Source organism: Micromonospora sp. LHW51205 (genome assembly GCF_003315815.1).
Taxonomy (GTDB): domain Bacteria; phylum Actinomycetota; class Actinomycetes; order Mycobacteriales; family Micromonosporaceae; genus Micromonospora; species Micromonospora chalcea.
The window spans coordinates 253,629-274,178 of sequence record NZ_QMEZ01000004.1; the positions used below are offsets into that span (position 1 = coordinate 253,629).

A 20,550-nucleotide genomic window follows, 5' to 3' on the forward strand; every position below is an offset into this window, starting at 1 on the left:
AGCGGCCGGAGGACAGCATGCAGGTTCGCCTCTCCCCAGGCGTGGAAGAGCCCCGCACACCCACACCGCAGGCAGGCGTCGCCGCCACCGTCAAACGGGGTGTCGACGTCGTCGTCTCGGCGACCGCCCTGCTGGTGACGGCACCGATCCTGGCCGCGGTGGCGGTCGCGGTGCTGCTCGGCATGGGCCGCCCGGTCCTCTTCCGCCAGCAGCGCATCGGCCGGTACGGCGGGGAGTTCACCATCCTGAAGTTCCGGTCCATGGCGGGCGGCGGCGACGGCTTCTCCCCCGGCGACGACCAGGCACGGCTGACGCCCCTGGGGCGTTGGCTGCGGGCCACCAGCCTGGACGAGCTGCCCAGCCTCTGGAACATCCTGCGCGGCGACATGAGCCTGGTCGGCCCGCGCCCGTTCCCGACCAGCTACCGCGACCTCTACACGCCGGAGCAGTTCCGCCGGCACGACGTCCGGCCCGGCCTCACCGGGCTCGCGCAGGTCAACGGCCGCAACGAACTGGGCTGGGCGGAGCGTTTCGTCTACGACCTGCGCTACGTGGAGCACTGGAGCCTGCGGTTGGACGCCCGCATCCTGGCCCGGACCGCAGTCGCGGTGCTGCGGCGGCAGGGCATCAGCGCGCCCGGCGCCGCCACCGCGCACGAGTTCCGTGGCACCGCCGCGGAGGATCCGGTGGCGGCGACAGCGGGAAGCGGGTCCCGGTGACCCTCGACCTCGTCGTCGTCGGGTGCGGCGGCCACGGCCGGGAGATCGCCCAGATCGTGGCGGCGGTCAACGAGTCCGCCGCGCGGCCGCCGTGGCGGCTGGCCGGCTTCGTCGACGACAACCCGTCCGAGCGGAACCGCAAACGCGCCGAGTCGTGTGGCGCGCCGTACCTGGGGACCGTGGCGGCGCTCGGCCAACTACCGCCGCAGACCCACGTCGTCCTCGGCCTGGGCGACCCACGTGTCCGGCAGAAAGTGGGCGCGCGGGTCGACACGTACGGCAGGCCGGCGGCGAGTCTCGTCCACCCGGACGCCACCGTCGGCCCGGACCTGGTGTCGGCCGAGGGCCTCGTGGTGTTCGCCGGTGGCCGGATCACCACCAACGTCACCGCCGGGCGGCACCTGCACGTCAACCAGAACGCCACGCTCGCGCACGACTGCGTGGTCGGCGACTACGTCTCCCTGCACCCGCTCGCGGCCGTGTCGGGCGACTGCCGCCTCGACACCGCCGCGCTGATCGGAGCGGGCGCGGTGGTGCTCCCCGGCCTGCGGGTCGGCGCCGGCGCGACGGTCGGCGCCGGCGCGTGCGTGGTACGCGACGTGCCGCCGGAGATCGTGGTCAAGGGAGTACCGGCCCGCTGAGCGGTCCTCAGAGCACGAAGGCGTCGGTCCAGAGCGCGCCGGAACGGCCCGACAGCGCGTCCAGCATGGCCACCGCCTGACCGTCGGTGAGCTGCGCGACGAAGTCGACGATCGCCCGGCCCCGGGCCCGGCCGATCCGGTCCGGGGTACGCGGGTGCAGCTCCGCCTCGGCCAGCTCCACCAGGTCGTGCAGCCGTCGCGGCAGCCGGGACTCCTCGTCCGGGTCCAGCAGCCACTCCCAGAGCGCCTCCACCAGCGTGCCCAGCAGCCGGGCCTGGCCGCGCTGGTGCAGCGCCAGGTCCGGGCGGGCCAGCACGAACCGGTGGTGCACGAACTTGAGCACCTGCACCTCGTGCCACTGCGCCTTGGCCAGCAGCACGTACCCGGAGCGGACGTGCGGGTCCGGGGTCACCGTGATGGCGTCCACGAAGCGGGTGGACCAGCGGGCGGAGAACCGGGCGACGTACTGCTCCGCCTCGATCGAGCCGTCGAACGGCAGCGCCAGCAGCCCCTCCACCAGCTCCTCGCGGACGTGTTCGACTGCGGCGGCGAACGCCTCGTCGTCGGCGATCCAGCCGTCTTTGCGGTGCAGTTGCCGGCGCAGCCGCTCGATCGCCGCGCCGGGGCGCCGGCCCGCCGCATCCAGCGCGGACGCGGTGATCGACCGCAGGTGCCCGCACTCGCGCTGCCAGGCCATCAGCTCGGCCGCCACCGCGCCCTGCTGGAGCACCCCGACGCGGTAGAAGTCCTCCACGTCGTGGATCGCGTACGCGATGTCGTCGGCGGTGTCCATCACCGACGCCTCGGGCGTCTGCTGCCAGTCCGGGATGCGGCCGGCGAACGGCTCCCGCGCCTGACGCAGGTCGTCCAGCTCGGTGCGATAAGCGCCGAACTTCACCGACCCGCTCTCCGGGTCCTCCGGCGGGGCCGCCGCGCCGCGGGGCGCCGGGTCGAGGTGCCGGGGGTGCGGGTCGGGATGGTCCAGCCGGGTCCACGGGTACTTCAGCATGGCGGCCCGGACCGCCGCGGTCAGGTCCAGCCCGGTGGTCGCCGCGCCGCGGATCTCGGTGCTGGTGACGATCCGGTACGACTGGGCGTTGCCCTCGAAGCCGTCGGCCAGCCCGAGCCGCTGCCGGGCCAGCCGGTCCAGCACCCGCTCCCCCAGGTGCCCGAACGGCGGGTGGCCGAGGTCGTGCGCGAGCGCGGCGGCCTCCACCACCTCCGGGTCGCAGCCGCCGAGCTTGTCCAGCAGGTCCCGGTACGCCGGGTCGGCCATGAGCCGCTCGGCGATCGCCCGGGCCACCTGGGCGACCTTCAGGCTGTGGGTGAGCCGGTTGTGCACCAGAAGCCCCGACCCGCCGGGACTGATCACCTGGGTGACACCGTTCAGCCGGGCGAAGAACGGCGAGCCGACGATCCGGTCCCGGTCGGCCCGGAACGGGCCGGCCGCCAGGTCGCCGAGCGCCCGGGCGCTGCCCCCGAAGAGCCGCCGGGCCCGCGGATCCGCAGGTGCCTCCATGATCGCCACGCTAGCGCAGCGACTCGCCCGGCGCGCCGCGACCTGTGTCTAGGGCAGCGGGGGCGCGTCCCCCAGCACCAGCCCGGGGGCCGCCGGCAGCCAGTAGCCCAGGTAGGTGCCGGCGGTGACCTGGTAGCTCAGGCGGCCGTTCACCCAGGCACTGGCCCCCATCGGCGCGCCCGAGGTGCGCGGGAAGGTGACGGTCTTGGACCCGACCACCTGCCACCTGCTGTCGTAGGCGTATCCGGTGTAGGTGCCGGGCTCCACGGTCAGCAACCGGGTGGGCGCGTACGTGTGCTGGACGAACTTCCCGGCGAGCCACCGGTTCGCGGCGTCCTCCGCGACGAACATGCCGGCGAACACGCCGTTGGCCATGCGGTAGTAGACGCCCCGGCCGGTCACCCGGACGCGCTGGTCGGCGGTGGCGGTGGAGAAGCGGATCAGATTGATCGACTTCTGCGCGACGATCCGGCCGGCCGCATCGAACTGGTAGGCGACGTGGGAGCCGGGACCGAACCACACGATGCCGTCGACCGGTGGGTACGGATAGTCGGCGCGCAGCACGTCGGCGTACGCGGCGAACACGCCGGCATGGGTCAGCTGGTGCAGCGAGAGCATCTGCTGGGTGTGCACCTGGTGGTAGCTCGGGTAGGAACGCGCGCAGCCGACCGAGTACCGGCTGGCCCACTGCGGGACGCGCAATATGGCCGGCACGTACCGCCGCACCGTCGTGGCCGTCCCGTCCATCAGGCTCACCGCCCGGCTGTCCCGGGTGATCCGCCAGTAGTCGTACACGCCGTAGAACGCGTAGATCATGCCGTTGAGGACCCGTTCCCCGCGCACCCCCGGGCTGTCCGGGTATTCCTCCAGCCACAGGTAGCCGTCCGCGTCGGTCCAGCTGACCCAGGGCACGCCGAGCTGCGGTTCGAGCGTGAGGCTGAGGAACGTGCGGTCCGCCGCCGTACGCCACGTGGCGTCGCCGGTCACCTCGTACAGCCGGACGAACAGGCTGAGCAGCTCCCCCTGCGCCATGGCGCTGTACCAGGGCGCCTGGAGCACCAGCCCGGTGCACCGGGGCAGGTCGAACGGGTACGAGTACCACCACGCCCCGCGGGACTCCACCTTGCGGTCCAGATTCCGCCGCGCCTGCGCGATCGCCCGGTCCAGGAAGAAGCGGTCACCGGTGACCTGGTAGGCGTTGAGGTTGTCCAGCCCCCAGTCGGCCTGGACCACCGGGTGGTCGTAGAGGACGCCCTGCCAGTTGAAGAGCCGCACCCCGGAGGCGTCGTGCGCCAGCGGGTCGGTCCGCGGGACTGTCATCTGCCGCGAGGTCGGTGAGACCGAGCCGGGCAGCAGGCGCGGCAGGTAGCCGTCCCGGGCGTACGCGCTGAGCGTCGCGCTCCGCTCGGGGAGGGCCGCCGCCGCGCCGGTCACCGGCGTCCCCGCCAGGCCGAGGGCGAGCACCGCGGCCACCGGCGCGCGCCAGGACAGGCGGATCCTCATGGGACCTCCAAGGTCGGGATTGTGCCTCCCATCCCAGCAACCTCTTGTCGCTTTTGCCACCCTCGTTTCATCATGCGTGGAATAGACGCACATAACATGAATACTTCTGACTGTTAGGGATCCTCCGCCGGACGCGGACGGGCGCGGACGCCGGCGTCGCACCGGGACGGCAGAATGCACGGGAACCCACCCGAGAAGGCGGATCAGATCGTGACCCAGTCAGTGCACCAGCGGATCGCCGAGGAACTCGGCGTCGCCGAACGTCAGGTGCGGGCAGCAGTCGAGCTGCTCGACGGCGGCGCCACAGTGCCGTTCATCGCCCGCTACCGCAAGGAGGCCACCGGCCTGCTCGACGACGCGCAGCTGCGCACACTGGAGGAGCGCCTGCGCTACCTGCGCGAGCTGGACGAGCGGCGCGCGGCGGTGCTGGAGTCGATCCGCAGCCAGGGCAAGCTCGACGAGGCGCTGGAGGCGCAGATCCTCGCCGCCGACTCGAAGTCGCGCCTGGAGGACATCTACCTGCCCTACAAGCCGAAGCGGCGCACCCGCGCGCAGATCGCCCGCGAGGCCGGGCTGGAGCCGCTCGCGGACACGCTGCTCGCCGACCCGGCGCAGGACCCGAAGGCGGTCGCCGCCGGGTTCGCCGACCCGGACAAGGGCGTCGCGGACGCCGCCGCCGCGCTGGACGGCGCGCGGGCCATCCTGATCGAGCGCTTCGCCGAGGACGCCGACCTGATCGGCACGCTGCGCGAGCAGATGTGGTCGCGGGGCCGGCTGGTCTCCCGGGTACGCGAGGGTCAGGAAACCGCCGGGGCGAAGTTCGCCGACTACTTCGACTTCGCCGAGCCGTACCCGAAGCTGCCCTCGCACCGCATCCTCGCCATGTTCCGGGGCGAGAAGGAGGGCGTGCTGGAGCTGACCATGGATCCGGAGGCCGACGGGGACGCCGACGCGAACCCGGGCCCCAGCCGGTACGAGGCCGCCGTGGCGGGACGCTTCGGCGTCAGCGACCAGGGACGGCCCGCCGACAAGTGGCTGGCCGACACGGTGCGCTGGGCCTGGCGCACCCGGATCCTCATCCACCTCGGCGCGGACCTGCGGATGCGGCTGTGGCAGGCGGCCGAGGAGGAGGCCGTGCGGGTCTTCGCCACCAACCTGCGTGACCTGCTGCTGGCGGCGCCGGCCGGCGCGCGTCCCACCATGGGTCTGGACCCGGGCCTGCGCACCGGTGTGAAGGTGGCGGTCGTCGACGCCACCGGCAAGGTGGTCGCCACCGACACGATCTACCCGCACGAGCCGCGCCGGCAGTGGGACGCCTCGCTGCACACGCTCGCCACGCTCGCCGCCGCGCACGGCGTCGAACTGGTCGCGATCGGCAACGGCACCGCCAGCCGGGAGACCGACAAGCTCGCCGCCGACCTGATCAAACAGCACCCCGAGCTGAAGCTGACGAAGGTGGTGGTCTCCGAGGCGGGCGCGTCGGTCTACTCCGCCTCCGCGTACGCCTCGCAGGAGCTGCCCGGCCTGGACGTCTCGCTGCGCGGCGCGGTGTCGATCGCCCGCCGTCTCCAGGACCCGCTGGCCGAGCTGGTGAAGATCGACCCGCGGTCGATCGGCGTCGGGCAGTACCAGCACGACCTGTCCGAGGTGAAGCTGTCCCGCTCGCTCGACGCGGTCGTGGAGGACTGCGTCAACGCGGTCGGCGTGGACGTCAACACCGCCTCCGCGCCGCTGCTCACCCGGGTGTCCGGCATCGGCGCCGGGCTGGCCGAGAACATCGTGCTGCACCGCGACGCCAACGGGCCGTTCCGCACCCGGGCGGAGCTGAAGAAGGTGCCCCGGCTCGGGCCGAAGGCGTTCGAGCAGTGCGCGGGCTTCCTGCGCATCCCCGGCGGCGACGACCCGCTGGACTCCTCCAGCGTGCACCCCGAGGCGTACCCGGTGGTGCGCCGCATCCTCTCCTCCACCGGGCAGGACCTGCGCGCGCTGATCGGGAAGTCGGCGATCCTGCGCGGCCTGCGCGCGACCGACTTCGTCGACGACACGTTCGGCCTGCCCACAGTCACCGACATCCTGGCCGAGCTGGAGAAGCCCGGCCGCGACCCGCGCCCCGAGTTCCGCACCGCCACGTTCGTCGAGGGCGTCGAGAAGATCAGCGACCTGACGCCGGGCATGGTGCTGGAGGGCGTGGTCACGAACGTGGCCGCGTTCGGCGCGTTCGTCGACGTGGGCGTGCACCAGGACGGTCTGGTGCACGTCTCGGCCATGTCGCACACGTTCGTCAAGGACCCGCGCGACGTGGTGAAGTCCGGCGACGTGGTGAAGGTCCGGGTGCTCGACGTGGACGTGCCGCGCAAGCGGATCTCGCTGACGCTGCGGCTGGACGACGAGGCGCCGGCCGGCGGCGGGCGCCCGGCGGGCGGCGACGGCCGACGGGACCGGGGCGGTCAGGGCGGCGGGCCACGCGGCGGCGGCCAGGGACGCATCGGCGGCCAGCAGAACGGGCAGCGCGGTGGTGGCCAGCAGGGCGGCCAGCGCGGCGGCTCGGGCGGCGGGCAGAGCGGAGGCGGCCAACGCGGCGGCTCGGGCGGCGGCGGGCAACGCGGTGGCGGACAGGGCGGCACGTCGCGCGGTGGCCAGCAGCAGCGGCCCGGGCGCGGTGGCGGCGCCCCGGTCAACGACGCCATGGCGGAGGCGCTGCGCCGCGCCGGCCTGGCCTGACACGTCCCGCTGCCGGGCCGAGGTCACGAACGCCTCAGCCCGGCAGCCCCGCCGGGGAACAGCGACGCGCCGGCCCGTGTCGCGGTCACGCGCCCCGGCAGGGCGACGGCCGCGGGGACGGGCCGAGGCACCGGCATGGAACCCTTGATCAACACGATCTCGCCGAGGTGGTGGCATCAGAGGCTCCGCGACACCACCACTTCGGCGAGCTGGAGTTGATCACACCGGGCAGCGCGCCGGGAAAGGGACGGGTCACGCCTGCCGGAGCCGCGAACACCACTCACCAAGCGCGTTGTCGACCAAGGAGCTTGTGGCCTGTTCGGGGCGTTCGACTGACACAAACCCCTTGATCACCGCAGCCTCGGCGGTGCGCGCGCCGGGCCCGACGGCCTGTGCGCCGGGCGGGGCCGGTTCCGCGTACCCTCGCGGTCGTGGGCGGTGAGGACGACGAGCGGTGGCGGGAGCGGCGACGCCACGCGGTGCGGGCGCACGCGGAGGCCGCCGCCCGCGAACGCGAGGCCGAGCAGGCGGAGGCCGCGGAGCTGGTGGCCCGGTTCGCCGCCGAGGCGCTGCGGCGCGGGCTGCGCGCCGGCCGGCTGACCGCGACCGGGCACGACGGGCGCGGTCGCTACCGCACGCGGATCACCGGCTGGTACGTGGACCGGGCGCACAGCCGCGCGGTGGACACCGACGGGCGTTTCTACCTGCTCACCGTGCCGCCGGGCCTGCGGGCGCGGCTGCTCGGGGCGGACCCGCCGCCCAGTCCGCCGCCGCTCGTGGTCGGCCGAGGCGGCCGGGACGGCGAGTCGGTGCCGCTGGCGACCCTGCTCAGCCGTCGTCTCGACGCGGGCGACGACTGGCGCTGACCGGGGCCGGACGCCGGTCTGCCCGCTGCCGGGGCACCGCGTGCGCGGCCCGCCGGGCGACGTGCCGCCACCAGCACAGCTGGACCACGAGCGTGAGCAGCCCGGCGAGCACGATCGCGGCCAGGTTGATCACCAGTTGGAGGGCGGAGCCGGCGGCCTCGTGCCACACGCCGTACGCGGACGCGACGGCCACGTTCGCCGCCGCCGGCACTGTGGTCACCGAGATCAGCACACCCACGAGCGAGCCGGACTTCTTCGAGGTCAGCGACAGCATGCCGGCCACGCCGGCGAGCAGGCCCACCACCCAGGACAACGCGTCCGGACGCCAGATGAAGTCGGTCATCGGCCGTTCCGCGAGCAGCATCTCCCGGTCGACCAGGCCGGCCGCGGTGAGCGCCCAGGTGCTCAGCGCGGTGGCCGCCATGGCGACGAGGAAACCGACCGTCAGCGCCTTGACCGAGTGGCCGACCACGCGCGGCTGACGCCGCAGCAACGCCACGCAGAGCGCGGCGAGCGGACCGAACTCCGGGCCGACCACCATCGCGCCGACGATCAGGATGGGCTGGTCCAGCAGCACGCCGATTCCGGCGATCATGGTGGCCACCACGATCAGGGCGAGGAACGTGCCGGTGAGCACCGTCTGCTCGCCGGTCTTCGCGGCGATCTCGTCCCACACCACGGCGTCCTCGCCGTGGCCGGGGGCTTCTTCGGCGGCCCGGTCGGCCGCCTCGGACAGGGTCAGCTCGACGTCGTCGGCGGCGATCGCCCCGCGCGCCTCGACACCGAGTTCTTGTAGCCGGCTCAGTACGCCGTCGGCGCTCTCCCGGACCACGTCGCAGGTGACGTAGTCACCCGCGGGCTGGCGGGCGGCGCCGGGCAGCACCACGAGGTGCGTGACGCCGGGGTCGGCGGCCAGCAGCTCCACGACCGCCGACGACTGGTCGCGCGGCGCGATCACCCTCAGGTGCAGCACTCGGGACTCCCGGATCGTTGATTCCTGGCGGGGCCGCCGAACTCTACTCGTTCCCGGGCTCAGCGGTTCCCGGCTCGACGGCGTCGCGCGGCACGATCGTGTGCTTTTCGGCACGAACACGGCGTACGCCATCACTCCTTGCCGGTTGTCCCGTTTTACCGTCCGTGACCCTTCGCTGCCACGACCGTGATCCCGCTGCGGGGACGGAGGCTCGATGACCGGCCGGATCTACCTTTCCCCGCCCGATGTCGGGCCCCTGGAGGAGTCCTACGTGCTCCGCGCGATCCGCTCCGGTTGGGTCGCGCCGCTCGGCCCCGAGGTGGAGGCGTTCGAGCGGGAGGTCGCGGACCGCGTCGGGACGGCCGGCGCGCTGGCCCTGAACTCCGGCACGTCCGCGCTGCACCTCGCCCTGCTCGCCCTGGGGGCCGGACCGGGAAGCGTGGTGGTGGCGCCGACGATGACGTTCGCGGCCACCGCCAACGCCGCGGTCTACACCGGCGCCGAACCCGTCTTCGTCGACTGCGACCCGGCGACCGGAAACATGGACGTGGCAGCGCTCGCCGAGATGCTCGGCGTGCTGCGCCGATCCGGCGAGAAGGTCGCCGCGGTACTGATCGCGGACATGTTCGGCACCTGCGCCGACTACGACGCGCTGCTGCCGGTGTGCGAGGCGGCGGGCGTACCGGTGGTCGAGGACGCCGCGCAGGCGCTCGGCGCGACCTACCGCGGGCGTCCGGCCGCCTCCTTCGGGCGGCTCAGCGCGCTGTCGTTCAACGGCAACAAGATCATCACAACGTCCGGTGGGGGCATGCTGCTCTCCGACGACGAGGCGTTGCTGGCCCGCTGCCGGCACCTGGCCACCCAGGCACGCGAGCCCGTCCCGCACTACGAGCACGTCGACGTGGGCTACAACTACCGGCTCAGCAACCTGCTCGCCGCCCTCGGCCGCGCCCAGCTGCACCGGCTGGACGGGATGATGCGCCGGCGCCGCCTGGTGCGCGAACGGTACGCCAAGCTGTTCTCCGGCGTGCCCGGGGTCCGCCTGCTCGGGGACGGGGACGAAGGCTCGAACTGCTGGCTGACCAGCATCGTGGTCGACCCCGAACGGACCGGGTGGGCGGCGGCGGAACTCGGGGCCCACCTGGCCGCGCGGGACATCGAGACCCGGCACGTGTGGAAGCCGATGCACCGGCAGCCGGTTTTCGCCGGGTGCCGATCGGTCGTGACGGGCGCCTCGGACCGCCTGTTCGCCCAGGGCCTCACGCTACCCAGCGGCTCCGTCCTGGACGACGGCCGCCTGGCGCGGGTCATCGGCGCCGTCGAGCAGTTCCTGGACGCCCGGTGACGGCCGGCGCGGGCACGCGCCCGCTGCGGATCGCCGTCCTGCTCAAGACCGACCAGGGTGGACTCTGGATCGTCCCGCAGGTGGAGGAACTCCGCCGCCGCGGGCACGAGGTCGTGGCGATCCTGCCGCGCGAGACCGGGCGGCTCACGGGGGAGCTGCGGCAGCGAGGTGTCGAGGTGCACGACTCGCCGTTCGACTTCCGCTTCCGGCCGCGCCCGTCGACGCTGCGGGACCTGTGGCGGCTGCGCCGCCTGATCGGCCGGCTCCGCCCGGACGTCCTGAAGTACCACCTGTACGCGTCAGCGCTCGCCGCCCGCTTCGCGAGCCTACGCATGCCGCTGCGGCGGGTGCACATGGTGGCCGGGCCGCTGTACCTGGAGTCTCCGCTGATCAAGCTGGTCGAGCGGGCGTTGTGGCGGCTCGACCACGTCACCATCTGCGGCACCGGCCACACCTCCGGCCTCTACGGCGCGCTCGGATGTCCCGCGCCCCGGCGCCCGGTCGTCACCTACGGCGCCCGGACCGCGCACTTCGCCGATCTGGAGGGCTCGACCGGCCGGCGGGAGGTACGGGCGAAGGCGCGCGCCGAACTCGGCATCGAGGAGGACGCGTTCGTCGTCATCATGGTCGCCTACGTCTATCCACCCCGGAAGCTGGTCCACCAGGGCCGCGGCATCAAGGGACACGACGTGCTGCTGGCGGCGTGGCGCGAGTTCCGCGCCGCCCACCCGGACGCCCGGCTGCTCCTGGTGGGCGCCGGTTTCTCGGCGGCCGGCGAGGCGCATCGCCGCGAGTTGATCGGGCGTTTCGGGGTCGATCGCGATCCGAGCGTGACGTGGTTGACGTCGGTGTCGGACGTCCGGGCCTGCTACCGCGCCGCCGACGTGAGCGTCAGTCCCTCGCTGTCCGAGGGACACGGCGCCGCCTGTGAGGCGGGAGCCACCGGGGTGCCCAGCATCGTCAGCGACGCCGGCGGTCTGCCCGAGACGGTCGACGAGACGACCGGCTGGGTGGTGCCGCGCAACGACGTGGCCGCGCTGGTCGCCGGACTGGAGCAGGCCCACCGGGAGTTCACCGACGGACGGCTCCGCCTGCGCGGTGAGCGGGCCCAGCAGTTCGCCCTGCGGCACTTCGACAACCAGGTGGCGGCCGCCGACGTCGCCGACGTGGTGGAGGCCGTCTGCCGCACCGGTGGGAGATCCTGATGCGGGTCGTGGTGACGTCCGAGTCGCGCTTCACCCGGACTCCCGACGGCGCGGTGTGGGTCGAGGCCGGGCCGGACAACTCGATCTGGCGACGCTACCTGGTCGCCTTCGACCGGGTGCGCGTCGCCGCCCGGGTCCGGGACGTCGACCGACGGCCGGAGGCCGCGGCCCGGGTCGACGGGGACGGCGTCGAGGTGTGGGCGTTGCCGTACTACGTCGGGCCCCGGGGTTACCTGCTCGGGCGGCGGGCGATCGCCGCGGCGGTGAGCGCCGCTGCGGAACCAGCGGACGCCGTGGTGCTCCGGGTACCGTCACCGATCGGCTCACTGCTGGCCCGGGCGCGTAGCCGGGCGCGGCTCCCGTACGCGCTCGAAGTGATCGGCGATCCGTACGACGTGCTCGCCCCGGGAGTCGTCCGGCATCCGCTGCGGCCGCTGCTGCGCACGCTGTCCACCCGGACGCTGCGCGGGCAGTGCCGCGAGGCCGCCGCGGTGGCGTACGAGACGGAACGGCGCCTGCAACGCCGGTATCCCACGTTGCCGACCACGCCCACGGCCGGCATCTCCAGCGTCGACCTGCCGCCGGCGGCGTTCGTGCCGCGGGCCCGGCCGGTCCGGCGGCTCCCGGACGAGGCGACAGTGGTTTCCGTCGGCTCGCTCGAACAGCTCTACAAGGGGATCGACACGCTCGTCTCCGCGTTGGCGCTGATGCCCGCCGACGGTCCCCGGGCTCGGCTCGTGCATGTCGGCGTGGGCGCCTACCGCCCCCACCTGGAGCGGTTGGCCGACCGGTCGGGAGTGGCCGACCGGGTGAGGTTCACCGGTCCGCTGCCCGACGCCGACGCGGTCCGCCGCCAACTGGACGCGGCCGACCTGTTCGTGATGCCGTCCCGCACCGAGGGCCTGCCCCGGGCGCTCATCGAGGCGATGGCCCGGGCGCTCCCGGCGATCGGTTCGACCGCCGGGGGCATCCCGGAGTTGCTCGATCCGGAGTGCCTGGTTCCACCCGACGACCCGGCCGCTCTGGCCGGCGCCGTCACCGCGATGCTGGCCGACCCGCGTCGGCTCGCAGACGCCTCGGCCCGCAACCTGCGCCGGGCCCGCGACTTCTCCGCCGAGACGCTGGACGCCCGCCGGGCGTCGTTCTACCGGACCGTCGCCGAGACCGCCGCCGGCCGGGTGGGCGGGCGGGTACCGGCCCCGCTTCCGTCCCGGCGCTGACGTCCGGTGCCCCGCGCCTGATGATGCGGGGCGCCGGACGTCAGCGGACGGGACGACGAGCAGGCTCGCCCGGTCCGGCGGCGTCCCGGAGGATGTCGAGGTAGCGGCCGAGCTGATCCTCCCGGAACAGTCCGTCCAGCGCGGTGGCCGGCACGGCCGGCACCCGCCCGGTCCGCTCCTTCACGGCCAGCCACTCCCGCAACTGGGACGCGATCGCGGCCGGTTCGTTCGCCACGACGCCCGCGCCGCGTTCGCGCAGCAGGCGTGCGGCCACGCCGTTCTCGTAACCGAGCAGAAGGACGGGGCGGCGGGCCTGGAGATAGTCGAAGATCTTGCCGGTCATCGTGCCGGCGTCCCGCGGATCGTTCCACATGAGCAGGACCAGCGCGTCCGCGTCGGCCTGGATCCGCCACGACTTCTCCGGCGAGACCGGGCCGAGCAGCGTGACGGAGTCGGCCACGCCGGCCCGCTCCGCGGCGGCGCGGGTGATGCCGTGGTCCTCCCCCGCGAAGATCACATGCACCCGAGCGGCGTCCGCGCCGAGCAGGGCGATCGCGTCGACGAGCGGGCCCGGGTCACGCCTGCCCGGATAGATGTAACCGGTGTGTGCGAGCGTCAGAGTGGCCGCCGACGCATCGACGCCGGCGGGAGTCGCGGCGGACTCCGCCGGCACCGGCCGACGGTCGATGCCGTTCATCACCACATGCGTCCGCACCCCGAACGTGTGGTGGATCGTGTCGGCCAGCGGCTCCGAGACCGTCACGCACGCCGCGACCGTCCGCAGCACTCGCCGCTCCAGCCTCTTGTCGACCGCTCGGCGTAGCGCTGTCCGGACCCAGTGGTCGTTGCCGACCGACCACAGATCCCGGTAGTCCGCGACCCAGGGCGCCCGGAACCGCCGGGCGAGCGTCGCGGCCACCACGAACCCGGAGAAGGGCGGGCCGGACGCCAGGATGACGTCCGGGCGCCAGCCCGCGGCGGCCCGGTCGAAGGTGCGCGCCGGTGGACGGATCCAGTTGAGCTGCGGGTCCGGCAGCAACAGCTCCATGCCGACCTTCACCAGGAGGCGATCGGCGCCGGCGCGGATCCGCCGGAGCCGGGATGGCGACGCTGTTCCGCCGCCGGTCACCGCGCCGCCCCCGCCTCGGCCGGGCCGTGGCAGCCGTGGTGACGGCGCGACCCGGATCAGGCGTTCCTCGGGCACCGGGACGGGAACCGTGCCCTGGTTCGCCCCGACCGCTGTCAGGACCCGGACGTCCCACCCCTGTCGTGCCGCGAACGCCGCGAGGGCCGCGGGACGACGGGCGCCGACGGTCTCCGCCGGTGGGAAGTGGTACGAGACGATCAGCAGGCGCGGTGCCGGCTCCGGATGCAGGTCGTTCGTCATGTAGGGATAAACGATTTCTTCCCGGACAAGAAATGACGAAAGGTGTCGAACGCCTCACCCCTGCGACACGAGTTGCGGTGCGGGGCGGGGACGACCGCGGTCTCGGCCGGCCGCCGTCACGACCCGCAGCGACATCAGCCACCCGACGCCGTACGCCAGCGCGCCGGACACCCCGAACGCCCACACCGCGGTCAGCGGTGACCCGCCGACCAGAGCCACCACGGACACGGCTCCCGCCACCAGCGCGACGCGGCCCGCGTCCCAGGCGAGCTGAAGACCCTGTCGTTCGAACACGACAAGCGTCTGCGACAGCGGAGAGACCACGAGTTGCGCCGCCATGAAGACGGCCAGGGCCTGGGCATAGGCGCCGCTGCTGTGCCACTGCGCGCCGAAGACCAGGCTGAAGGCCGCGGGCGCGCCGACCACCACGAGGAGCGCGCCGGGACCGGCGACCAGCGCCAGCCTCCGGCTGGCGCGGAGAAACGCGCGCCGGCCGCTCCGGGGCTGCTCCCTGGCGATCCGGGCGATCTCCCCCAGGTAGACCTGGGCCACCGCGGACGCCACGAGCGCGGCGGGCATGGCGAGCACCCGCTGGGTCAGTCCCAGCCAGCCGGCCACCGCCGAGCCGTACCAGTAGGCGATGAGCAGCACCGGCAACTGCGTGCCGAGGACGTTGAGCAGACCGGACGGGGCCAGGAGGAACGGGAACCGCCGGTACCGGCGTGCGACCGCCAGCAGGCGTGGCGGCCGCCGGCCGGCCGGGGCGGTCGCGCCGCGTCGACGGGCGTCCCGGAGCAGGACCGCGGCGGCCGCGACCTGACCGAACCCGAAGCCGAGCGCCAGGCCACCGGGGCGAAGTCCCGCCACTCCGGCCACGATCTGGGTGACCACCACCGCCACGGACTGGAAGAGGTTGCGCCGGCCGATCGCGCCGTAACGACGGTGCCGCACCGCGAACTGGTTCAGCACGAGGACGACACCCATCGCGGCGGCGGAGGGCGGCACCACCCAGAGCCAGCGGGCCAGTTCGGGCTGACCGAACCAGAGCGCCGCCCGGTCCCCCGCCAGCAGGACGACCGCCGATGCCAGGATCGCCGTGCCGGCGGCCGCGACGAGGCCGAGCCGCACCAGCGCGCGCGCGTCCTCCTCCCGCTCGGGAAGCGGAACGGCCATCTCGAACCGGAGCGCGGCCACCGTGCCCACTGTGAGCACGAGCGCGGCGACCACGGCGAGCACGCCGAAGTCAGCCGGGCGGTAGAGCCTCGCGAGCAACGGGACCGCGGCCAGCGCCAGCAGTTGACCGCCGGCCGACCCGGCGGCGATGCCGAGCACTCCGCGCCGCCCGCTCGACATGGCGAGCCGCGCCCGCCACCTCACCCAGCGACCCCCGGGCGGTCGACCGGCCGCGTCCGCCCGGCGCGAGCCCGCACCCCGGCGGGCAGTGTCGCCCCGGCCAGCACGAGCACGCCGAGGGCCAACGCGGCGAAGAGCGGACGACCGGCGTTCACGTCCCCGGACGTCGACACCGCCACCACGTTGAAGGCCAGCACGGCCAGGACGAACCCAGCCACCGGATCACGCCTGGTTGCGCGCCAGAGCCCCGCCGCGACGACCACGGTGGCCAGGATGAAGGCCCCGCCCACCAGCCAGCCCGCCTCGGCCGGCAGCTCCAGCCACAGGTTGTGCGGATAGTTGTGCACGAGCATGCCGGAGTAGTCGCCCCAGTTGCCGTAGCCGACGCCGCCCGGATTCTCGGCGATCATCGGCACGCTGACCTCCCGCATCTCCGCTCGGGCGGTGCCGAACATCTCCTCGCTCGGATCGACCAGGAGCGCGTACACCCGGGGCGGCAGCAGCGACGGCAGGGCGATGACGGCGAGCACCAGGCCGCCCATCAGGCCCAGACCTACCCACTCACGCCGGCCCCGCCGGATCTTCAGGCGGAACCCGGCCAGCACCAGGACGAAGAGGGCCACCACAGTGGCCAGCAGCGGTCCCCGGGAGCCGGTCGCCAGAAGACCGAGGCCGAGCAGCACCGCCAGGCCCGCCGCCCACCACGCCGCCACCCGTTTGCGCAGATAGAGCCAGGTGAGAGCGACGAGCGCACCGCCGATTGCCCGGGCCAGCCAGATCGGGTTGGAGCCGAAGCCGTCGGCCCGGCCGTCCTGCGGATCACCGTTGAGCGTGGCGATCGCGAGCACCACCCCCGACAGGACGAAGACGGCGGCGAACATCTCGACGTCACGCCGCCCGTGCAGCACCGCCACCGCCGCCGTGGCGAACACGGTCAGCGTCATGAGCAGCAGGAACTTCTGCCGGCCGTAGTCCGTCTCCGGCGGGTGCAGGATTCCCGGCAAGGCGAGGACGCCGAAGACCACGAGGGTCCAGAAGATCACTGTCCGGGACCGCGAGGCCGGACGGAGCAGCTCGTGCAGGAGCAACGGGACCGCGAGCACCACCGCGGCGATCAGGAACCCGCGGCCGACCATGCGCGGGAACTGGTCGAAGTTGAGCACCAGCACCACGGCGGTGGCGCGCAGCACCGTCGATACGACACCACCCGTGCGCCGTACCGGTGTCTCCGGTCCTGCGGGCCCACCGGGGCCGCGGACCGTGCCGATCGCCGACGACCGGCGGCTGTCCTGCATCACCATCACGTTCGAGCCTCCTGCGGCACCGAGCTTGGAACCCGTCACACCGCCCGGTCGGAGCGGTAACGCGCGAGATTGGCCGGATCGAGGAACCACTCGACTGTCGCCTTCAGCCCCTCGTCGATGCTCGTGACGGGCTGCCACCCGGTCCGCGACCGGAGCAGGCCGGCGTCGCCGAGCAGGCGTTCCACCTCGGACTCCGCCGGGCGGAGCCGGGACTCGGTGACCACCACCTCCGGCTGGGCGCCGAACATCGCGGCGATCTTGCGGACCAGGTCGCCGACCGAGGTCTCCCGGCCCGTCGCGGCCTGGAACACGCCGCCCACCACAGCGTCGTCGGGTGCCGTGCCGACGGCCTGGAACGCGGCCACGGTGTCCGTCACGTAGAGGAGGTCCCGGGTGGTACGCAGCGCGCCCAGCCGGATCACCCCGTCCTCCTTCGCCAGCTGGCTGATGATGGTGGGGATGACCGCCCGGGTGGACTGCCGGGGGCCGTACGTGTTGAACGGCCGCAGCGTGACCACCGGCAGGCCGAAACTGAGGTGGTAGCTCTCGGCCAGCTTGTCCGCGCCGATCTTGGAGGCGGAGTACGGCGACTGCCCGCGCAACCGGTGCTGCTCGGTCATCGGGACCGTGGTGGCCGTCCCGTACACCTCGCTCGTGGAGGTGACCACGACCCGGCCGACGCCGGCCGTCCGCGCGCTCTCCAGCACGTTGAGCGTGCCGGTGATGTTGGTGTCCACGTAGGACTGCGGCGCGAGATACGAGTACGGGATGCCACCCAGCGCGGCCAGGTGATAGACGGTGGAGGCGCCGTCGACAAGCCGCTGCACCATCCCCCGGTCGCGGATGTCCCCCGCGACGACCTCGACGCCGGCCAACTGGTCCGGGCCGAAGGTGTCCAGCCAGCCGTGCGATCCGGCGCCGTTGTAGCGCACGAGGGCGCGCACCGGGTGGCCCGCGGCGACGAGGGCCTCCACCAGGTGGGAGCCGATGAAGCCACCGGCTCCGGTCACCACCACCGGCCCGTCGGACGACTGTGCGGTCATGATTCGCTCCTCCTCTTCACCGGTCCGGCCGTACCGGTACCGGGTCGGCTCAACGAGCCGGCGCAGCCGCCGGAGCCGCCTGGCTCCACAGCGCGCCGACCGAGTCGTACAGGTCGTGTTCGGGCGTCCACCCCAGGACCGAGGCGGCCCGGCCGACGTCGGCGCGCATCCAGCCCACGTCGGCGGAGCGGGGGGACGGCGGGCGGTCCTCCCGGACGCGGACCGGCCGGCCGGCCGCCGTGACCAGCAGGTGGACGGCGTCGCGCACGGGCACCGCCCGGCCGCTCGCCACGTTGAGGACACGGGCTCGCGGCGCCGTGACGGTCACCGCCCGCCCGACCGCGGCGGCCACGTCCCGCACGTCCACGAAGTCCCGGTACGCGTCCAGCGGGCCGGTGCGCAGGTCCTCGCCGGGCGCGAGGCGCGACAGCAGCGCCGCCACCCGGCCGAGCAGCGTCGTGCGGGGCATGCCGGGACCGACGGGGTTGAACACCCGGAGCACTACCGCGTCCACCCGGCCGGCTGCGGCCGACAGCTCCGTGAGGCGGGTCGCCGCGGCCTGACTCACGCCGTAGGCACTGACCGGCGCCGCTGGCAGGTCCTCGGCGGCCGCGGCGCCGAACGGAACGGGACCGTACTCGGCGGCGGAGCCGAGGCGGACCAGGCGGGCGCGGGGCGCGGCGACGGCGACGGCGTCGACCAGCTTGGCGGTCACCAGCGTGTTGGCCCGGACGAGGTCCTCGGCGGTGCCGCTCACCGCGCCGGCACAGTTGACCACCGCATCCGGCCGGACCGTGTCGAGCAGCGCACGCAGCGTCTCCGGCGCCGCGGTGACCAGGTCGCACTCGTCGCGCGACGGGCACGTGAGGTCCGCCGTGGCGGCCAGCTCCCGTCGTACGTGCGCGCCGATGAAGCCGGAGGCGCCGAAGAGGAGTACGCGCATCATGCCCCGGCCGGGGTGCCGGCGGGCAGGAGCAGGTCCCGGACCTCGGCGAAGCACCGGTTGGCCTCGTCGTAGTCCTCGGGGCGGCCGATGTCCAGCCAGTAGCCGTCGAACTCGTAGCCGGCCGGTGGTTCGCCCCGCCCCAGCAGGTCGAGCACCAGCTGGTCGAACCCGAACGGCTGCCCGACCGGGTAGCGGGCGATGGTGCTGCGGGAGAGTCCGTAGACGCCCATGCTCACCCGGTAGTGCAGGACCGGCTTCTCGGAGAAAGATGTGATCTTGTCGCCGGCCAGTTCAAGGACCCCGAAGTCGATCTTGACGGTACGCCGGTAGGTGGCCACCGTCAGCGGCGCGCCCGACCGCGCGTGGGTGGCCAGGAGGTCGGCGTAGTCGAGGTCGGTGAGCACGTCGCCGTTCATCACCAGGAAGTGCTCGGGCAGGCGGTGCCGGATGCCGAAGAGCGGGCCGATGGTCGACAGCGGCCGGTCCTCCTCGACGTAGTCGACGGCCAGGCCGAACCGGGAGCCGTCACCGACGAAGGCCCGGATCAACGCGCCCAGGTGGTTGATCGCCAGGGTGACGTGGGTGAAGCCGCGATCGGCGAGCTGCCGCAGGACGATCTCGAGGATCGCGTAGCTCTCGCCGATGGGCACGAGCGGCTTGGGCAGGGTGGAGGTGTAGGGACGCAGCCGTACTCCCGCGCCGCCCGCCATGATCACGACATGCATCGACTCTCCACTCGTTCCCCCGCCCTACCTCGCGTCCAACGAACCGGACCCACCCGGGGGTACGGAAATCACCTGTTCGGGGGCGTTTCCCCGGCTTCGCGCCCGCGGGTGGGCCCGCCGCCGCGCGCCGCTGTGATGAGCTGTACCGGTGGCGGGAGATGTGCTGGGGCTGGTGCTGCACCCCACCCGGGACGTCTCCGAGGTGGTGCGGATCATCGTGGACTGGGCGGCCCGGCACCGGATCACCCTCGCCGTACGCGCCGAGGACCGTACGCGCGTGCCGGCCGCGGTGGAGGCGGTCGCCGCGGACGAGCTGGCCGACCGCTGCGCCGCGCTGATCAGCATCGGCGGCGACGGCACCATGCTGGGCGCGCTGCGGATGGCCGTACGCGACCCGAAGCCGGTGCTCGGCGTCCACCTGGGCCGGGTCGGCTTCCTGGTCGAGGTGGAGCCGCCGGACCTGCCCCGGGCGCTGGAGCGGCTGGTGGAGCACGACTTCACAGTCGAGTCGCACGCCTGCCTGGCCTGCGACGTCTGCGGTGACGACGTGGTGGCGTTCAACGACATCGCCCTGGTCCGGCAGCCCGGCGCCGGGTTCGTCACGGCCACGCTGGCGGTGGACGGCCAGCGGTACGGCTACTACCGCTGCGACGCGCTGGTGGTGAGCACGCCGACCGGCTCGACCGCGTACAGCTACGCCGCGGGCGGGCCGTTGATCTCACCGGCCACGGAGGCGATGGTGGTGACGCCGTCCGCGCCGATGGCCGGGATCTCCCGCTCGGTGCTGCTCTCCGCGCACGAGACGGTGCACCTGGAGCTGCGCGCGGACTCGGCGCCGGTGGCGGTGGAGATGGACGGGCTGCTGATCCGGCAGGCGGCGACCGAGGGCTCGGTGCACATCCGGTACGTCAAGGACGCCGGCCGGGTGGTCCGCCTCGACCCGCGCCGCTACCAGGAGCGCAACCAGCTCAAGTTGAGCCTGTTGGACCTGCCGCTGCTGCCGGACCAGCTGCGCGAGCTGTTGCCGGACGGGTTGCGGGAGCAGCTCAACCGCCGGGAGCTGCCCCCGCCCCGGTGACC

The 20,550-nt window shown here is 73.6% G+C and carries 17 protein-coding genes; 8 read left to right on the plus strand and 9 right to left on the minus strand.

The window, feature by feature from the left end; translation table 11 throughout:
• Window positions 1-17: 17 nt before the first annotated feature.
• A complete protein-coding gene (locus DQE82_RS17180) occupies window positions 18-719 on the plus strand; it encodes a sugar transferase (RefSeq protein WP_113973199.1) in 702 nt (233 codons plus the stop codon).
• Window positions 716-1,360 (plus strand): NeuD/PglB/VioB family sugar acetyltransferase, encoded by a 645-nt coding sequence (locus DQE82_RS17185; protein ID WP_064447495.1) that lies wholly within the window; start codon window positions 716-718, stop codon window positions 1,358-1,360. Before DQE82_RS17180 ends, DQE82_RS17185 begins: the two co-directional genes overlap by 4 nt.
• Window positions 1,361-1,367: 7 nt before the next feature.
• Here DQE82_RS17185 and DQE82_RS17190 read toward each other — a convergent pair whose 3' ends face one another.
• A complete protein-coding gene (locus DQE82_RS17190; protein ID WP_113973408.1) occupies window positions 1,368-2,879 on the minus strand; it encodes a deoxyguanosinetriphosphate triphosphohydrolase family protein in 1,512 nt (503 codons plus the stop codon).
• Between the two features lie 48 nt (window positions 2,880-2,927).
• The gene (locus DQE82_RS17195) at window positions 2,928-4,382 is read right to left on the minus strand and encodes a D-glucuronyl C5-epimerase family protein (protein ID WP_069089936.1); all 1,455 of its coding nucleotides are present in this window, start codon (window positions 4,380-4,382) and stop codon (window positions 2,928-2,930) included.
• Between the two features lie 210 nt (window positions 4,383-4,592).
• On the opposite strand from DQE82_RS17195, the gene DQE82_RS17200 reads away from it, so the two are divergent.
• Window positions 4,593-7,103, plus strand: a complete 2,511-nt coding sequence (locus DQE82_RS17200; protein WP_113973409.1) for a Tex family protein — start codon at window positions 4,593-4,595, stop codon at window positions 7,101-7,103.
• Window positions 7,104-7,534: 431 nt separating this feature from the next.
• On the plus strand, window positions 7,535-7,969 hold the full coding sequence (locus DQE82_RS17205) for a hypothetical protein (RefSeq protein ID WP_043325086.1): 435 nt from the start codon (window positions 7,535-7,537) through the stop codon (window positions 7,967-7,969).
• Here DQE82_RS17205 and DQE82_RS17210 read toward each other — a convergent pair.
• Entirely contained in the window at window positions 7,932-8,942 is a 1,011-nt protein-coding gene (locus tag DQE82_RS17210) for a DUF389 domain-containing protein (protein WP_113973201.1), read from the minus strand. The two genes, DQE82_RS17205 and DQE82_RS17210, sit on opposite strands and share 38 nt — an antisense overlap.
• Before the next feature lie 214 nt (window positions 8,943-9,156).
• On the opposite strand from DQE82_RS17210, the gene DQE82_RS17215 reads away from it, so the two are divergent.
• The 3 genes from DQE82_RS17215 to DQE82_RS17225 are packed head-to-tail and all read left to right on the plus strand — an operon-like array spanning window position 9,157 to window position 12,712.
• Complete coding sequence (locus DQE82_RS17215; protein ID WP_069089938.1) at window positions 9,157-10,287, plus strand: DegT/DnrJ/EryC1/StrS aminotransferase family protein; 1,131 nt, start codon at window positions 9,157-9,159, stop codon at window positions 10,285-10,287.
• The gene (locus DQE82_RS17220) at window positions 10,284-11,492 is read left to right on the plus strand and encodes a glycosyltransferase family 4 protein (RefSeq protein ID WP_113973202.1); all 1,209 of its coding nucleotides are present in this window, start codon (window positions 10,284-10,286) and stop codon (window positions 11,490-11,492) included. Before DQE82_RS17215 ends, DQE82_RS17220 begins: the two co-directional genes overlap by 4 nt.
• The gene (locus DQE82_RS17225; RefSeq protein WP_069089940.1) at window positions 11,492-12,712 is read left to right on the plus strand and encodes a glycosyltransferase; all 1,221 of its coding nucleotides are present in this window, start codon (window positions 11,492-11,494) and stop codon (window positions 12,710-12,712) included. Before DQE82_RS17220 ends, DQE82_RS17225 begins: the two co-directional genes overlap by 1 nt.
• Window positions 12,713-12,752: 40 nt before the next feature.
• Here DQE82_RS17225 and DQE82_RS17230 read toward each other — a convergent pair whose 3' ends face one another.
• The 6 genes from DQE82_RS17230 to DQE82_RS17255 are packed head-to-tail and all read right to left on the minus strand — an operon-like array spanning window position 12,753 to window position 19,470.
• On the minus strand, window positions 12,753-14,099 hold the full coding sequence (locus DQE82_RS17230; protein WP_113973203.1) for a glycosyltransferase: 1,347 nt from the start codon (window positions 14,097-14,099) through the stop codon (window positions 12,753-12,755).
• A gap of 54 nt (window positions 14,100-14,153) precedes the next feature.
• The gene (locus tag DQE82_RS17235) at window positions 14,154-15,476 is read right to left on the minus strand and encodes an oligosaccharide flippase family protein (protein ID WP_147265142.1); all 1,323 of its coding nucleotides are present in this window, start codon (window positions 15,474-15,476) and stop codon (window positions 14,154-14,156) included.
• Window positions 15,473-16,753 (minus strand): O-antigen ligase, encoded by a 1,281-nt coding sequence (locus tag DQE82_RS17240; RefSeq protein WP_113973205.1) that lies wholly within the window; start codon window positions 16,751-16,753, stop codon window positions 15,473-15,475. Before DQE82_RS17240 ends, DQE82_RS17235 begins: the two co-directional genes overlap by 4 nt.
• A 38-nt stretch (window positions 16,754-16,791) precedes the next feature.
• The gene (locus DQE82_RS17245; protein WP_069089944.1) at window positions 16,792-17,799 is read right to left on the minus strand and encodes an SDR family NAD(P)-dependent oxidoreductase; all 1,008 of its coding nucleotides are present in this window, start codon (window positions 17,797-17,799) and stop codon (window positions 16,792-16,794) included.
• 49 nt (window positions 17,800-17,848) lie between these two features.
• A complete protein-coding gene (locus tag DQE82_RS17250; protein WP_113973206.1) occupies window positions 17,849-18,745 on the minus strand; it encodes an NAD(P)-dependent oxidoreductase in 897 nt (298 codons plus the stop codon).
• Window positions 18,742-19,470 carry a sugar phosphate nucleotidyltransferase gene (locus DQE82_RS17255; protein WP_069089945.1) on the minus strand — a complete coding sequence of 243 codons (729 nt, stop codon included), beginning with the start codon at window positions 19,468-19,470 and terminating at the stop codon, window positions 18,742-18,744. The genes DQE82_RS17250 and DQE82_RS17255 overlap by 4 nt, the downstream gene beginning before the upstream one ends.
• Before the next feature lie 148 nt (window positions 19,471-19,618).
• Between DQE82_RS17255 and DQE82_RS17260 the strand changes: the two genes are divergently transcribed.
• Window positions 19,619-20,548, plus strand: coding sequence for an NAD(+)/NADH kinase (locus tag DQE82_RS17260; protein ID WP_043325094.1), 930 nt, complete (start codon window positions 19,619-19,621; stop codon window positions 20,546-20,548).
• Window positions 20,549-20,550: the final 2 nt, after the last annotated feature.

Bases quoted from the DNA above. Each gene is read 5' to 3' on its own strand.
- DQE82_RS17190 (WP_113973408.1), bottom strand. From the start codon at position 2,879: ATGGAGGCACCTGCGGATCCGCGGGCCCGGCGGCTCTTCGGGGGCAGC.
- DQE82_RS17250 (WP_113973206.1), bottom strand. From the start codon at position 18,745: ATGATGCGCGTACTCCTCTTCGGCGCCTCCGGCTTCATCGGCGCGCAC.
- DQE82_RS17255 (WP_069089945.1), bottom strand. From the start codon at position 19,470: ATGCATGTCGTGATCATGGCGGGCGGCGCGGGAGTACGGCTGCGTCCC.
- DQE82_RS17240 (WP_113973205.1), bottom strand. From the start codon at position 16,753: ATGGTGATGCAGGACAGCCGCCGGTCGTCGGCGATCGGCACGGTCCGC.
- DQE82_RS17245 (WP_069089944.1), bottom strand. From the start codon at position 17,799: ATGACCGCACAGTCGTCCGACGGGCCGGTGGTGGTGACCGGAGCCGGT.
- DQE82_RS17195 (WP_069089936.1), bottom strand. From the start codon at position 4,382: ATGAGGATCCGCCTGTCCTGGCGCGCGCCGGTGGCCGCGGTGCTCGCC.
- DQE82_RS17215 (WP_069089938.1), top strand. From the start codon at position 9,157: ATGACCGGCCGGATCTACCTTTCCCCGCCCGATGTCGGGCCCCTGGAG.
- DQE82_RS17225 (WP_069089940.1), top strand. From the start codon at position 11,492: ATGCGGGTCGTGGTGACGTCCGAGTCGCGCTTCACCCGGACTCCCGAC.
- DQE82_RS17230 (WP_113973203.1), bottom strand. From the start codon at position 14,099: ATGACGAACGACCTGCATCCGGAGCCGGCACCGCGCCTGCTGATCGTC.
- DQE82_RS17180 (WP_113973199.1), top strand. From the start codon at position 18: ATGCAGGTTCGCCTCTCCCCAGGCGTGGAAGAGCCCCGCACACCCACA.